The following is a 15,510-nucleotide window of genomic DNA, read 5'->3' as shown; positions in this document are numbered from 1 at the left end:
CTTTATACACCACAACAACATCTGAAGCACACCACCAGGAACTAAGGCTCCTATACTCTTATCTGCAAGCATAAGCCGGATTTGCATTTTATCACTCTCCACAGCTGCATTTTAAGGTAAAAGCCATACTTTTGCAGGCATTATGAGAAAACCGTCTCCACTTTTCAAGCTTACTCCACCCTGAGTTCTTTGTGATATAGCCCAACTTCTAGGGCAAATCTAAACAGCACCTCCTGCGCTTTGTCAACTTCCGGCGCAAGGCTCCCGGTGCTGCAGTACCCTATTTTCTTTTTTCGCTAATCCTTTCATTCTCAAGATGAAACCTTTCTTACGTTTATTCGACTTCAGCCAGAAGATCGACTATAAAATAGAGGTTTTGGCAGGGCTTACCGTTGCCATGACCATGATACCCGAGTCCCTTTCTTTTGCCATACTTGCCGGGTTTCCGCCGCTGGTTGGTTTGTACGCCGCCTTTATCATGGGCTTGGTTACAGCAGTGCTTGGCGGCAGGCCAGGTATGATATCGGGTGGTGCCGGCGCCACAGCCGTAGTGCTGATCGCCCTGATGCAGGCGCATGGGCTGGAGTATGTGTTTGCAGCGGTAGCCCTGGCAGGCACGCTGCAGATGCTGGTTGGTGTGTTTAAGCTCGGCAAGTTTATCCGTTTGGTGCCGCAGCCGGTAATGTATGGCTTTGTAAACGGCCTGGCAGTCATTATTTTCATGTCGCAGGTGGAGCAGTTCAAGACTATACAAAACGGTGAAGTTACCTGGCTGTCGGGCACGCCTTTATACATCATGGCTGGTCTCGTGGCGCTGACGATCGCTATCATCGTGCTGCTGCCGCGCCTTACCAAGGCTGTTCCGCCGTCGCTGGTGGCCATTATTGTGGTGTTCGGCGTTGTGCTCGGTTTCGGCATCGACACAAAGCTGGTGAAAGATATTGCCGCCGTGAGCGGTAGCCTACCGCCGTTTCATATACCGGAAGTGCCGCTAACGCTGGAGATGCTGCAAATTATCTTCCCGTACGCCCTTATTATGGCCGGCGTGGGCCTGACAGAGAGCCTGCTGACCCTGAACCTGGTGGATGAGATAACCGGCACCCGTGGCAACGGCAACCGCGAAAGTATAGCCCAGGGAAGTGCAAACCTACTCAATGGCTTTTTCTTTGGCATGGGCGGCTGCGCCATGATTGCCCAAACGCTGGTTAACCTTTCTGCCGGGGCAAGAGCACGCCTGGCGGGTATTGTTGCCGCACTGGCCATACTTACGATCATACTTGTTGGGGCGCCTGTTATTGAGCTGGTGCCTATGGCAGCCCTGGTGGGAGTTATGGTGATGGTAGCTATCGGCACGTTTGAGTGGATCAGTTTCAGGATCATCAATAAAATGCCGAATCAGGATGTGTTTGTAGGTATCCTCGTGGCTGTTATTACTATTTGGCTGCACAACCTGGCCCTGGCTGTGCTGGTTGGCGTCATCATTTCAGCGCTGGTGTTTGCCTGGGAGAGCGCCAAACGCATCAGGGCCAGAAAATATGTGGATGCCGCCGGTGTTAAGCACTATGAGATTTACGGGCCTTTGTTCTTTGGGTCAGTGGCAGCTTTCTCAGAAAAGTTTGATGTACAAAACGACCCGAATGAGGTGATCATAGACTTCCGGGAAAGCCGGGTGGCTGATATGTCGGGGATTGACGCACTAAATAAACTAACCGAGCGCTACCAGGCGGCGGGCAAAACCCTGCACCTAAAACACCTGAGCCCCGACTGCAGAAGGCTGCTGAAAAATGCCGAGCAGGTAATAGAAGTCAACATCCTGGAAGACCCGCACTACGCCGTGGTTACCGACAAGTTGGCGTAAGTATAGCCGGCTCCAAAGTATAATCCCCACCGCTGTTCTAAGTATGAATAGCAGCGGGGATCTTGCTTTTACGGCCTGATGGGCAGGCACTTTATACTTGTGTTTGCTACTCCGTCATTTTATTCACGGCATCAATCATGGCCATCACCTCGCCGGGGTGCACCCCCACCTTTTCGGCCCGCTGCTTGCCCAGTCGCACAATTACCACGTTCTTCTCGGGTATTACCACAATGTACTGCCCCAATATGCCGCGTGCGTAAAAGATGTCTTGGCCCTTGTAGTTGGGCAAGAGCCACCATTGGTAGCCGTAGAAGTCCACTTTCTTACCGTCGTCGGCGTTGATAAGGCCGTTGGGTGTGAGCGAGGCTTGCACATAGGCGGGCGGCACAATGGTATCGCCGTTCCAGACGCCGTTGTGCAGGTATAGCCTGCCCAGGCGCGCAAAGTCGCGGGCGTTGGAGAAGAAGCAGCAGTAAGCTTTTTCTATGCCCTTGGGCCGATCTACGCTCCACTCGGCATCGTGGGCGGCACCCAAAGGCTTCCAAAGCTTTTCCTCGGCATACTCGCTCAGGCTTTTGCCAGTGGCTTTCTGCAGCACAAAGGCCAGTACCTGCGTGTCGCCGCTCTTGTACGTCCACTGCCGCCCCGGCTCCGCTACCGCCTCCAGCCGGTTGATGATCTTTTTTAGGTTAGAGCCATAGTATGCCTCGGTGGTCATGGAGAGCGGGTTGGCGTAAGACTCGTCCCAGTTCAGGCCGGAGCTCATCCAAAGCAAATGCTTTATCTTGATCTTTGCCTTATCGCCTTTCCGGAAGCGGGGCAGGAAGTCGCCCACCGGCTGCTCCACGCTCCTGATCTTGCCTTCCTTTATCGCCACGCCCACCAGCATGCTCACGATACTTTTGGCCATCGAGAAAGAGTTGCTCAGCGACTCGTCGGAGTAGCCATCCCAGTACTGCTCGTAAAGTATGGAGTCGTCCTTCACTACCAGAAAAGCGACAGATTCCAGTTCCTCGTTCAGCTTTTCCATTTCCTGGGGCAACTGCACTAGGTTATACTTTTTTGCCAGCGGCCACTCCTGGGGAACGGCAGGGGCAGTTATCTGGCGCTGCTCAAATATGGCGTTGTCATCTATGTCGGCAAAATTGTAGTACAGGGCCTTGTACACATAGTTCTTGTCTGCCATGTTCAGCCAGGCTGCCAACAGCCCCAGCAACAGCAGCGTGCCCAGCCCAAAGCGTTTGGCTTTGCGGTTCATGTGGTGTGGTTTGCTTTAGAAATCGTAGCCCAGGGTAACGTAGATTTTAGGCCCGACACGGTTATCCTCTGCCTCTCCCCAGGCTACATCCAATTTGCCGTACACGCCCAGCAAGGTGGTACGGGCGCCAAAGCCATAGCCTACCAGGAAGGGGTTTCGGTAGTTTATCACAGTAATATCAAAAGGATCGACGCCAAACTCCCCGCTTGGCCCGCCTGTGATGCGGGTGTTAATGGAGTTGTCGCCGGAGAATGGGTTTGCCCCGCTATAGGCAGAGCCGGCATCAGCAAAGGCTGTTAGCTGCAGGTTACGGAAAAAGCCGGAGGAGATTGGCCCGTTGTACAGGTACTGCACGATGGGAATGCGCAGCTCTGCGTTGGCCAGCAAATGGTTACTGCCGCTGCGCACGTTAAAGTTAAAGCCCCGGAGCGGCGTGATGTACTCCAGGTAGAAAAGGTCTGCCGGAGAGTTTACCGGCACATCGTTCAGCTCTGCCTCCTCATCCTCGTCGGCCAGCAGCCAGTTGTCCATGCCGCCTATCAGGAATTTTTTAGCTGAGTTTCCGAAGAAGCGGCCATAGCTCAGGTGAGTGGCCAGTATGATCTGCTTGTGTATTTTTAGGTAGTGCCTGAAGTCGGCGTAGAACTTATTGAAATTGCCCTCCGGACCTTCAAATCCTTTCAGGGATAGCACGCCCAGCTTAAAGCGGGTGCCTTCGCGCTGGTTCACGCCCGTTATCACGCTGTTATCATACACCAACTCTGCGTTGCCGCCCCAGAAGGTTTCCAGGATATCAGGCTCTGCAAAGTCGATGATATTAGTATAGCGGGTGCTGACGAATTTAGGCTTCAGGTGCAGGCTAGTGCTGTGGCTGAACGGGTACTTAAGCACCGGCGACAGCTCATTTTTAGAGAACCGCACAATAGAGCCGGGCGCATTCTGCCAGCTACCGCGCAGCATGCCGCGCTCAAACTGTAAGCCCAGGTCCACCCTGCCCGTCAGGTTCATGTACTCGGCAAAAAAGTTCTTGGTCTCAAAGTCGGTGCGCATAAAGGCGGTGCCGCTGATGCGGTGATTTTCAAATAAATCGGCCATTCCTACACCCGCTACAAAACCAAAGCCCATCAGCGGGTCTGCATTTACGGAAGTGATGATCTCCTGCACGCTAAAACGCAGGTCATAGTCCAAGGGGCCCACCATGTTGGGGTTGCCGCCGCTCCTGCGCACAGGCGCTGTACTGCTTTTTTGCTGCTGGGCCTGCTGCTGCGCTTCGTCAAACTGGTAGTTCTCAATGTTTATCTCGCCTTCCTCCCGGACCCCGCTTGGCACTTTCTTCTCTTTTTCCAGCAGTTTGCGGCGGTTGGCAACGGCGTTCTCCGCAGTACGGGCGCGCGTTTCCAGGATGATCTGGCGTGAGGTACGAGGCAGTTCAGTTAGGGCAACGGGCGTATAGTTCGGCATCAGGTACACAAAGCTATTGCCCTCATCGCTGGCAACCAGCGCCAGCACATTAGCCGAAGCCACGTAATCATATTGCTTTATGTTTTCTACAAAGTTGGTAACCGGAGCGCTAACGCCACTGCTCAAATCATACTTGTACACACTCCGGATGCCGCTTTCTTCGCCCAGGTATACCAGGTTGCCATCGGCCGTAGCGCGCGGCTGCATTTCGCTGGCAATAGAGCTGGTCAGCTGCGCTATGTCGCTGTTAGCATCCTGCTGGCGCAGCAGAAAAATATCATAGTTGTTTACAATGCTACTGAAGCTGGGGGCCACGGCCTGTGCAGTGGTGTCGCTCCAGCGGTTAGAGCTAAAGGCGATGCCGCCGTTGTTGCGCAGGTATACCGGGTCTATGTCATCAAAAATATCGTTGGTGAGCTGCCGCTGCAGGCGGCCATTGGCACTTAGCACAAACAGGTCCGTCTGGCCCTTCCGCACAGCGCTCAGCACCAGGCTTTGGCCGTCTTCTGAGTAGCTCATGCTGTTTACATGCTCAAACTCGTTTAGCGTGGCCGCCGGGGTTGTCAGGTTCTCATAGAACGGGATGAAGGAATAGCGGTTCCGGGCCTCTATCTGACGCAGCACCATCTTGCCTCTGCGCGACTCGATAAGCCCGAGCTGGCCATTGGAGCGCCACCCCAGCACCGGCATGTCGAAATCCACCTGCTGGTCCAGGTTTTTGTAGCCGGCGCGCCATACTACCCAATCTTTGCCGCTGCGCACATCCTGCACAAAAATTTTAAAGATGCCGTTGTCGTTCTTCACGTAGGCCAGCAGCGCCCCATCCGGGCTCAGTTGCGGCTTTCCGTAGTAGTACCCCTCCTTGTTGCGCTTAAAAAGCTTTGCCTCTGCGGGCAGTTGCACCAGTGGGCTCTCCGTGCTGGAGTTTATCTGCACGTAATAGTTGTACCAGTCCTCCAGGAAGCGCTTGTAAGGCACGTTCAGGCTGCTGGTGATGCCGATCTCCACATCGCGTGTGATGCGGGTTAGGTTTAGGATGTTCTGGATAGCCGTGTAGCCGTAGCGCTCGGCGATGTAGTTCCAGACGCTCTGGCCGGTCAGCTTCGGGCTTTTCAGGAAGACCTTTTCCGGGCGGGGCTTGTCCTGCTTCAGCAGCATATCGCGCATAAAGCTGTCCATCTCTATGCTCCACCCTTCTGCCGTGTAAGCCGACACGCCGCTGATGAACCACTCCGGCAGGCGCAGCAGATAGCTGCTCTGCAGCGCCTCCTTCAGGCTGCCGCCGTACATCATGTCGTTCATCAGCAGCTCTGTGAGCTGGTAGTTCAGGTCTTGCTTAAATTCTGTCTGGGTGCCCCCGTAAGCCAGCTCGATCTTGCTCTTCATAAAAAGCGTCTCGCCGCCGGTCTGGTACTGGTCGTTGTTCAGGCCAATGTTGCTTTGCAGCAGGTCGGTGGGGGAATTATAAAGTATGAGCGTGATTTTGGAGTACGGGTAATACCCGATCAGGCTGGTGATGCGCTTCAGCTCCTGCTCCGCATATTCTGCCGCGTTTGTGGCTGTCTCCTGGCCGCCCTGGTAGAAGTACACGTTAAAGTTCTGCGTGCTGTAGAGCTTCCAGTCGAAGTTCTTATACTGTATCCGGCTTTTGCCGAACGAGTCTACGTTTGGCTGCGCCTGCAGGGCAGAAACCGCCAAAAGGGCAAGTATGAACAGCGGTAGGAATCTGGAGATAAAACGCATGCGCTTATGGTTGCTGGTTCTGTTGGTCTATATACTCGTAATATAACGATAAATATCTAAAAATGTGTATCTCCGGCATTAGCTCCTCTTCGTCGGCCAGTGCGGCGGCAAAGTTTTGGGCCAGGTAAGGTGCCATCAGCACGCCTTTAGAGCCCATGCCGTTAAACACGCTCAGCTGTTTATACTGGGGGTGCGTGCCGGCCAGCGGCCTGCGGTCGCGCACGGCCGGCCGGATGCCTGCCCACTGCCCTGTAACCTCAAACTTCTGCGGTGTGATCTGCCGGAGCCGCTCGCTGAGTTCCTCTCTTCCCTGTGGTGTCGTTTCCTCGTTAGGGTTGCGCCAGTCGTAGGTGGCCCCGATAATGAAGCGGCCTGCTCCTTCCGGAACAACGTAAACTGCTTTGTTATAGATGCGTTCCGGGGCTAAATTCTCATCGGCCTGCACCTCCAGCACCTCGCCCTTGGTAGGTTGTATGGGCAGCCACTTAAAGTATGGGTTGTGGATGACCTGGTACCCTTCGCAAAAGATGAGCTGACCGGCCTCCATACTTTTATACTTCACGCCGCTCTCCGTCAGCTGCAGCTCCTGCATGTCAAACCGCTCGGGCAGCAGCAGGTTTTGCTTCACAAGGTCTTCCGTCAGCAAGTCCAGCATCGCAAACACGTGCAGGTAGCCGCCCCGCCCGATCATAATGCCGCCAAACGGATCGTTGATGCCCGGCTGGTTTATACTTTGGGTGTGCGTCGCCAGGATATAGTCGCCCCAGTTGCCGCCGGCGCTCTTGGCCATCCAGGTGTTTTGCTCTTCTATGGAGGAGAAAACCTTATAAATAGGTTTATGGAAGAACAGCTTTTGCCCATAACGTGCCTCCAGCGCATCGTAAAAAGCATCGGCGGCAGGTATAAACGTATCGGCCATCCACGATTTGGCGAAGCGCTTGCCCGCCACGGGGTTCAGCAGACCGGCCGCCACCCTGGAGGCGGAGTTCTCTTTCGGCTCGTCTATCACCAGCACCCTGCTGCCGCGGCTGCGCAGCGTTTCGGCCAAAATAGCGCCCGCCAAGCCATGGCCCACCACTATAAAATCGTATTTCATAGGGGCAAGTTACGAGATGTACAGCGTAAATTAGTAACTTAGAGCCACGATTTTGCGCATACCCGATCATCAAGAAGAGAAAGCTATGGAGGTTACCTGCCTTACTTTTAACCCATTTCAGGAGAACACCTACCTGCTGCACGACGACACCAACGAGTGCGTAGTGGTAGACCCCGGCTGCTATGAGCGGCAGGAGCAGGAGCAGCTGAAAAAGTACATTGCCGACAATAACCTGAAGGTGGTGCGCCTGCTAAACACCCACTGCCATATAGACCATGTGCTGGGCAACAAGTTTGTGGCCGATACTTATAACGTGGGGCTGGAGATCCATCCGGACGATGAGCAGACGCTGCGCGCGGTGCCGGTTTACTCGTCTAACTACGGCTTTCCGCAGTATGCCGAGCAGCTGCCGGCCTCCTACCTAAAAGAGGGGGATAGTATAAAGTTCGGCAACACGGAGCTGGAGGTGATATTTGCGCCGGGCCACGCACCAGGCCATGTGGTGTTCTACAACAAGGCTGATAAGACCGTGATCGGCGGCGATGTGCTCTTCCAGGGCAGCATTGGCCGCACCGACCTGCCCGGCGGCGACTTCGACACGCTCATCCAAAGTATAAAAACAAAGCTTTTCACGCTGCCCGATGAGGTGACGGTATACCCTGGCCATGGCCCGGAAACCACCATTGGCTATGAGAAAAAGTATAACCCCTTTCTGCGGTGACCCTGCCGCCATACTTGCCGCATGAAAAAACACATTCCGAACGCCATTACCTGCCTGAACCTGTTCTCTGGTTGCCTGGCGCTATACTTTGCCTTTAAAGGAGAGTTGGTTACCACCGCCTACCTGGTGGGCATCGCCGCCGTGTTCGATTTTCTGGATGGCATGGTAGCCCGCCTGATCCACGCGTACTCTGAGATTGGCAAGCAGCTGGACTCGCTGGCGGACATGGTATCGTTTGGCGTGGTGCCGGGCACGGTGATGTTTATACTTTTGCAGCGCGCCGGCGCTTCGGTGGCGGGCATCCCTGCGGATATCGTCCCTTTCTTCGGCTTCCTGATCACCATTTTCTCGGCACTGCGCCTGGCCAAGTTCAACATCGACACCCGCCAGACCACCTCGTTTATCGGCTTGCCCACACCGGCCTGCACGCTGTTTGTGGCCTCGCTGCCGCTGATTCTGGAGACGGAGGGGCTGCTGGCTTTCGAGATCATCCTGAACCCGGTGGTGCTGCTTTCGCTGACGCTTATACTCTCGTACCTGCTGGTGGCGGAGCTGCCGCTGTTTGCCCTTAAGTTCAAGAACTTTACGTGGCAGGATAACGCGATACGCTTTATTTTCCTGGGCTTGTCGGTTATCTTGGCGGCTATGCTTAAATTCGCGGCCATACCGCTTATCATAGTGCTGTACGTTCTATTGTCTATCATCAAAAAAACATCCCATACATCATGAAATTTGTTGCTGAAATTGACGTAATGCCCCGCCCTGAGCTACTGGACCCGCAAGGCAAAGCTGTATTGTTAGGTCTGGAGCACCTTGGCCTGGACCAGGTAGACGACGTGCGCATAGGCAAGCACATCACCCTGAACCTGGAGGCGGAAACAGAGGCGATTGCCCGCGAGAAGGTGGAGAAAGCCTGCAGCAAACTGCTGGCCAACCTGATCATGGAGTCTTATACCTTTGAGCTGAAGCAGGCCTAACTGGCTGCTCTATTTCAACATTTTAGCCGTATCTTTGGTAGCATAGCAGAAAAGCTGCCAGTGCCTGTGCCTGCGCAACACTGGCAGCTTTCCCTAACTTATACTTGCTTATGATGTGGCTCAACCGCTTGGTTTACGCTTGTGCGCTCTGTCTGCTCTCCGGCCTGACTGCCGCTAACGCGCAAACCACAGCTACTGCCTCTTTCTCTTCTAACTCCGTTCTCAGCACCGGCAACTGGTACAAGCTGGCTGTTACCCAAAGCGGCATCTATAAAATAGACAAAAGCCTGCTGCAGGACTTGGGCATCAGCGCCCAAAGTATAGATCCCAAAAAGATTCAGCTCTTTGGCAACGGGGGCGGCATGCTGCCCCAGCCCAACGGCGCCCCCCGCCCCGACGACCTGCAGGAGAACGCGATCCTGGTAGTGGGCGAGGCCGACGGGAAGTTTGACGACGGCGACTTCGTGCTGTTTTACGCGCAGGGACCGCACACCTGGGCGTATGACGAGGCGCAGGAGCAGTTCAGGCATTCATTTAATGTATACTCCGACACGGCTTTTTACTTTCTTCGGATAAACCAAAGCCCCGGTGCCCGCATTAACACCCGCGCCCAGGCCAGTGGCGCCGCCCAAATCATCACCAGCTACAACGAGCGCCTGTTCCACGAAAAGGACTTGAAAAATATGGTGTTTTCGGGCAGGGAGTGGTACGGTGAGGAGTTTAGTACCTTTCAGCCCAGCCGGAGCTTCAGTTTTGATGTTTCTGATGTGGTAGCCGGCTCGCAGGTAAAGCTGACGGCGGCCCTCATGGCAAACTCCCCTTCCAGCTCCTCTTTTACCGTTCAGCTCAACAACCAAGCACTCGGCACGCAGCAGATCGCGGGCCGCGGCACCTCCAAATATCACCCTGAGGGAGTAAACAGCACCCAAACCTATGCTACCGGGCAACAGCAGCTGGGCAGTGAAGGCTATACTGTGTCGCTAACCTTTAGCCCCGGGGGCAGCTCGGGCGCCGTGGGTTACCTGAACTACCTGGAGCTGCGGTATGAGCGCCAATTAAAGCTGTATGGGGCGCAGACTTCTTTCCGGTCGCTGCAAAGTATAAAACAGCCTGTCAGTACGTTTATACTTGCCGACACCCCCAACGATGCCTCGGTTTGGGATGTAACGAACCCGCTGCAGCCCGTGGTACAGCAGCACGACAACGGGCGTTTTAGCGTAGCCACCGATGTGCTACGCGAGTTTGTGGCTTTCCAGGGCGGCAACATCAGCAGCAAGCCTGTGGCGGTGGGCCCCGTACAGAACCAAAACCTCCACAGCCTAAACCAAAACGGCTCCCTCGACCTTGTCATCATCACGCACCCGGCTTTTCTGCAGGAGGCGCAGCGCCTTGCCAGCCACCGGGCGCAGCATAGCCAGATGGAGGTACAGGTGGTAACCACGCCTCAGGTCTTTAACGAGTTTGCGTCGGGGGCGCAGGATGTAACGGCCATCCGCGACTTTATGCGCATGCTCTATGGCCGCAGCAGCAAGCAGGAGGGGGAGGCAATGTACCTGCTGCTCTTCGGCGACGCCTCCTACGACTATAAGGACCGCATCCGCAACAACACCAACTTTGTGCCGGTGTATGAGTCGCGGGAGTCGCTGCACCCGATTGCCAGCTACAGCTCTGAGGATTATTATGGCTTTTTGGATGAGGACGAGGGCGAGTGGGCAGAAAACTCGCAGGGCGACCACCTTCTGGACATCGGCATTGGCAGGCTACCGGCAACATCTGCGGCAGAGGCGGCCACGTTGGTAAATAAGATCATCAACTACGACAGCCCGAGCCACTTTGGCAGCTGGCGCAGCCGCATTACGCTGGTAGCAGACGACGGCGACTATAACGAGCATCAGAACGACGCTGAGTTTCTGGCTGATTACCTGGAGGCGCAGTTCCCAAAGTATAATCCTACCAAAGTATACCTCGACCTTTACCAGCAGGAGGCAGTAGCCAACGGACAGCGCGCGCCAGAGGCCTCCGCCGATCTGGATAAAGCGATAGAGCAGGGCTCCCTCATCACGAACTACACTGGCCACGGCAATGAAGTGAGTTGGGCAGCAGAGCAGGTGCTCACGCTGCCGCAGATAAGCAACTGGCAAAACAAAGACAACTTGACTTTTCTGCTGACCGCCACCTGCGAGTTTGGCCGCTACGACGATCCGGGACGCCCATCCGGGGCTGAACTGGCGCTGCTGCACGAAGGCGGTGGCGCTGTGGGGCTGCTCACCACCACCCGGCCCGTATACTCTAACGGCAACCGCGTGCTCAACCGCAACTTCTTTAGCGCCGCCTTTACCCCTATCAATGGCCACATGCCGCGCCTCGGCGACCTGGTGCGGCTAACCAAGAACAACAGTATAAACGATAACTCCAGAGGCGTTAATAACCGTAACTTTTCGCTTCTCTCCGACCCTTCCATGCAGCTGGCCTATGCCGACCTGGAGGCGCAAATTACAAGTATAAATGGCCGCGAGGCCGGAGCCGACACGCTCAGTGCCCTGTCGCTGGTGACGCTGAGCGGGCAGGTGCAGCACAGCGCCGGCAGCCTGGCCAGTGGCTTTTCCGGTGAGCTGTACCTGAAAGTATACGAAAAGCCTGTTACACGCGAGACAAAAGGCGACGAAGGCAGCCAGCAGGTGCCGGTGCAGGTGCGCGAAAACGTGCTTTACGACGGCAAGGCAAGTGTGCGGCAGGGGCTGTTTGAGGTGAGCTTTGTCGTGCCTAAGGACATTTCCTATGAGTATGGCCCCGGCAAGATCAGCCTCTACGCTACCAACGGCAGCCAGGACGCCCTGGGCACTGACCATGATGTAGTAATAGGCGGCACCGCTAAAAGCATCCTTCCCGACTCTGCCCCGCCCACCGTTAAGCTCTATATGGATGACGAGTCCTTTGTATCAGGAGGAGTCACCGGCCAAACCACCACGCTCCTGGCAAACCTTTTTGATGACAGCGGCATCAACACGGCAGGCTTGGGTATAGGCCACGAGATCACCGCCGTGCTCGATGACAGGGCTGACTCGCTTATTGTCCTGAACAACTTTTATACGTCGGTGGCAGACACATATCAGCAGGGCCAGGTAAGATACCCGCTCAAAGATCTGCAGCCCGGCAAGCATACCCTGCGGCTCAAGGCCTGGGACACACACAATAACTCCGCAGAAGGCTATATAGAATTTTATGTATCTAATGATGCCCATCTTGCGTTAGAGCAGGTGATAAACTACCCTAACCCGTTCTCTGATAATACGACATTTCTTTTTGACCATAACAGGGCCGGTGAAGACCTCGAGATTGAGGTACAGATTTATACTATAGCCGGCAAACTGGTGCAGACATTGCAAACCATCAGCAACGGCAGCCGCACGCGTGTGGCAGAAATTAACTGGGATGGCCGCAACGAGCACAATGAAAAGTTGCCGGGCGGCGTTTACCTGTATAGAGTAAATGTGCGGTCGCGGCAGGATGGCGCGAAAGCGTCCCGGTTCGAGAAACTTGTAATTTTAAAGTAGTATAGTATTAAAAATTTCTATATTTGATATAGCTATCAATACCCTTCTTATGCAGAAAAATAGTAAGTTACTGAAGGCCGCCGCGTTAGCGTTTGCCTTACTTTCGGCGCCAGCTGCAATCGCTCAACAAACACCTCCGCCTACAACCACAACAGGCTCAGATCTAAATGCTGTTACCACAGCTGTGCCTATCCTGACGGTGGGGCCTGACTCTCGTTCAGCGGCTTTGGGCGACGCCGGTGTGGCTATATCGCCAGATGCGAATGCCTCTTACTGGAACCCGGCAAAGTTGGGTTTTGTGGAGAACGACCTTAGCGTTTCTTTCTCCTACTCCCCGTGGTTGCGCAACATCGTGGACGACATGTCGCTCAATTACCTGTCGGGCTATAAAAAGCTGAACGAGACTTCTGCCCTTGCGGTGTCTTTGATGTACTTCGACCTGGGAGAGATTCAGTTTATAGACGCGAACCAGAATCCGCTTCGCAATTACAACCCGAAAGAGTATGCCGTGGCTGTTTCTTATGGTCAGGCGCTGAGTGAGAACTTTAGCGTAGGCATTAGCGCCCGCTTTATCCACTCTAATCTTGCCGGAGATGTAAACGTGAGTGGCACCAGCAATACTGAGTCTCAGCCCGGAAACACGGCCTCGGTTGATGTGGGTGTATACTACAACAAGGACCTGAGCCAGAACCTGAACCTGGCGCTGGCCGGCAATATCTCCAACATCGGGGGCAAAATCGCCTACTCCGAGAATGAGGATAAAAGCTTTTTGCCAACCAATTTAAAGCTGGGAACAGCGGTTAAGTATAACCTGGACGCCTTCAACTCCCTCACTTTCCTGCTCGATGCGAACAAACTGCTTGTACCATCGCCAGGCGCGGATACCGACCAGAGCGTGATCAGCGGCATCTTCTCATCTTTCGGGGATGCTGAAGGAGGCGCAAGCGAAGAACTGAAAGAGGTAAACCTTTCTGCAGGTGTAGAGTATTGGTATAATGAGCTTTTTGCAGCCCGTGCCGGATATTTTTACGAAAATCCTGATAAAGGAGGAAGAAAGTATTTCTCCGCTGGTTTAGGAATACGTTACCAGAAATTTGGCCTGGATGCTGCCTATCTCATCCCGAACGAGCAGGGCAACCCGCTGGCCGACACCTGGCGATTTACCTTAGCCCTTAACCTGGAATAGTAAATAACTTAAAAAGAATGCTTGATAGAACAAAAGCACCAGACACATACGAAATAGATGCCGTCAGCTTGCAGATAGCCGAGGTAACGCACCTAAGCAACGGAGCCAGACTGCACCTAATCAAAAGCGAAACCCAGCCTGTTGTCAGGCTGGATTTTGTTTTTAAAGCCGGTAAGTGGTTTGAAGCTGAGAAAGGATGCTCCGACCTGGCCGCTAAAATGCTGCTGGAGGGCACCATTAACTATACAGCTAAGCAAATAGCTGACAAAGTTGGCTACTATGGCGCCTCATTTGAGAATAACCATGGCTACGACCGTACGGAATTTACCCTGTATTGCTTAGCCAAGTACACTCAGGAGCTGTTACCGCTTGTACTGGATGTGCTTCAGAACCCAGCTTTCCCTGAGGAGGAGTTTAAGCTCCTGAAGCAACGGACGATACAATCGTTAAAGGTGCAGCGCCAGAAGAACAATTACCTGGCCACCCATAGCTTTACCCAGCAAGTATACGGTTCCAGTCACCCTTACACTTATGGTTTTGATGAAGGCGTACTGGAGGCTATCACCAAAGAGGAGGCTCAGGCATTCTACAAAGGCAGATTCATTAGCCAGGAGCTTGAGGTATTTGCCTGTGGGGCTATAGATGATTTGCTACAGCGAAAACTGGAGCACGAGATAGCTCAACTGCAACTTCAACCGGCTGCTGCATCAGTCTCCTCTCCACATCCTGAAATTGCTCCTACTGACAAGTATAAACTGGTTCATATGAAGGATAGTCTACAATCCTCTATCCGAATCGGTAAACGGCTGCCCAAGCTAAGCCACCCGGATTACCAGAAGCTGCTTGTGCTAAACGAAGTGCTTGGTGGTTATTTTGGTTCCAGGTTAATGCGCAACATCCGGGAAGACAAAGGGTATACTTACGGAATATATTCAGTTATATCTCCTAAAGAGCATGACAGCGTTTTCTACATCGGCACTGATGTGAATTATGCCGTTACAGATAACACCATAGAAGAGGTTCTAAAGGAAGTAAAGCAGCTACAGCAAGAGGAAATACCGGCTGAAGAACTGGAAATAGTGAAGAACTATATGCTGGGTAAGTTTCTGAATGACATCGCTACTATTTTCGACCAATGTGATAGATACAAACGCATTGTGCTATACAACTTGCCTCTGGAGCATTACAACAATTACCTCACAACGATACGAACAGTAACAGCCCCAGAACTTCAAGCTCTTGCAAGCCAGTACTATAAGGAAGAAGAACTTTACACTGCTGTAGCTGGAAGAAAGGAATAAATCAAAGACCATATTAACAAAAAAAGCCTCTGTCATGTCTGGCAGGGGCTTTCTTGTTTTTATATATTAAACAATTAGGCAAAGGTTCAGCTTTCAGTATAATTTCATTAAGTCTAAAACAGGCTGGAGTTCTATACTTTGAATCAGGGCCAGATGTTGGGGGGGAGGGCAAGGGCAAGCCCTGCCTTATACAGCTCGGGCTTCATCTCCTTCCCGTGGGGGGGTGGGTGTGAAAAAGGGAAGGGCCCCGTTCCGCGTGGGGAGGGGCCCTTCTTGTTGGGGTTGGCGGCCACCTACTCTCCCGGGTGTGACCCCAGTACCATCGGCGCGCCCGGGCTTAACTGCTCTGTTCGGA

At 53.7% G+C, this 15,510-nt stretch carries 10 protein-coding genes and 1 rRNA gene; 7 read left to right on the top strand and 4 right to left on the bottom strand.

All coding sequences use genetic code 11. The annotated features are described in order from the left end of the window. Positions 1–316 precede the first annotated feature (316 nt). Complete coding sequence (locus tag FJM65_RS10285; RefSeq protein ID WP_140621444.1) at positions 317–1,858, top strand: SulP family inorganic anion transporter; 1,542 nt, start codon at positions 317–319, stop codon at positions 1,856–1,858. 106 nt (positions 1,859–1,964) lie between these two features. Here the strand turns inward: FJM65_RS10285 and FJM65_RS10280 are convergent, their stop codons facing one another. From FJM65_RS10280 to FJM65_RS10270, 3 genes are read right to left on the bottom strand one after another with little or no spacing between them, the layout of a single operon-like run. Next, positions 1,965–3,116 carry a serine hydrolase domain-containing protein gene (locus tag FJM65_RS10280; protein WP_140621443.1) on the bottom strand — a complete coding sequence of 384 codons (1,152 nt, stop codon included), beginning with the start codon at positions 3,114–3,116 and terminating at the stop codon, positions 1,965–1,967. Positions 3,117–3,131: 15 nt separating this feature from the next. Beyond that, the gene (locus FJM65_RS10275; RefSeq protein ID WP_140621442.1) at positions 3,132–6,320 is read right to left on the bottom strand and encodes a hypothetical protein; all 3,189 of its coding nucleotides are present in this window, start codon (positions 6,318–6,320) and stop codon (positions 3,132–3,134) included. A 4-nt stretch (positions 6,321–6,324) separates the two neighbouring features. After that, a complete protein-coding gene (locus tag FJM65_RS10270; RefSeq protein WP_140621441.1) occupies positions 6,325–7,416 on the bottom strand; it encodes an NAD(P)/FAD-dependent oxidoreductase in 1,092 nt (363 codons plus the stop codon). 85 nt (positions 7,417–7,501) lie between these two features. Between FJM65_RS10270 and FJM65_RS10265 the strand changes: the two genes are divergently transcribed. From FJM65_RS10265 to FJM65_RS10240, 6 genes are all read left to right on the top strand, one after another. After that, positions 7,502–8,137 (top strand): MBL fold metallo-hydrolase, encoded by a 636-nt coding sequence (locus FJM65_RS10265; protein WP_140621440.1) that lies wholly within the window; start codon positions 7,502–7,504, stop codon positions 8,135–8,137. A 21-nt stretch (positions 8,138–8,158) separates the two neighbouring features. After that, a complete protein-coding gene (gene pssA, locus FJM65_RS10260; RefSeq protein ID WP_140621439.1) occupies positions 8,159–8,866 on the top strand; it encodes a CDP-diacylglycerol--serine O-phosphatidyltransferase in 708 nt (235 codons plus the stop codon). Beyond that, positions 8,863–9,114: a phosphoribosylformylglycinamidine synthase subunit PurS gene (gene purS / locus FJM65_RS10255; RefSeq protein WP_140621438.1), complete on the top strand. Its 252-nt coding sequence runs from the start codon at positions 8,863–8,865 to the stop codon at positions 9,112–9,114. The genes pssA and purS overlap by 4 nt, the downstream gene beginning before the upstream one ends. 110 nt (positions 9,115–9,224) lie before the next feature. Next, positions 9,225–12,668, top strand: a complete 3,444-nt coding sequence (gene porU / locus FJM65_RS10250; RefSeq protein WP_239022917.1) for a type IX secretion system sortase PorU — start codon at positions 9,225–9,227, stop codon at positions 12,666–12,668. 49 nt (positions 12,669–12,717) lie between these two features. Beyond that, positions 12,718–13,854: a type IX secretion system outer membrane channel protein PorV gene (gene porV, locus FJM65_RS10245; RefSeq protein WP_140621437.1), complete on the top strand. Its 1,137-nt coding sequence runs from the start codon at positions 12,718–12,720 to the stop codon at positions 13,852–13,854. Between the two features lie 17 nt (positions 13,855–13,871). Beyond that, on the top strand, positions 13,872–15,155 hold the full coding sequence (locus FJM65_RS10240) for a M16 family metallopeptidase (protein ID WP_140621436.1): 1,284 nt from the start codon (positions 13,872–13,874) through the stop codon (positions 15,153–15,155). A 280-nt stretch (positions 15,156–15,435) separates the two neighbouring features. Here FJM65_RS10240 and rrf read toward each other — a convergent pair. Then, a 5S ribosomal RNA gene (rrf, locus tag FJM65_RS21810) occupies positions 15,436–15,510 on the bottom strand; the annotation flags it as partial.

The organism is Pontibacter mangrovi, assembly GCF_006385705.1.
GTDB lineage: Bacteria > Bacteroidota > Bacteroidia > Cytophagales > Hymenobacteraceae > Pontibacter > Pontibacter mangrovi.
The sequence above is the reverse complement of the archived record's forward strand: the minus strand, read 5'-3'. Positions and strand labels throughout refer to the sequence as shown.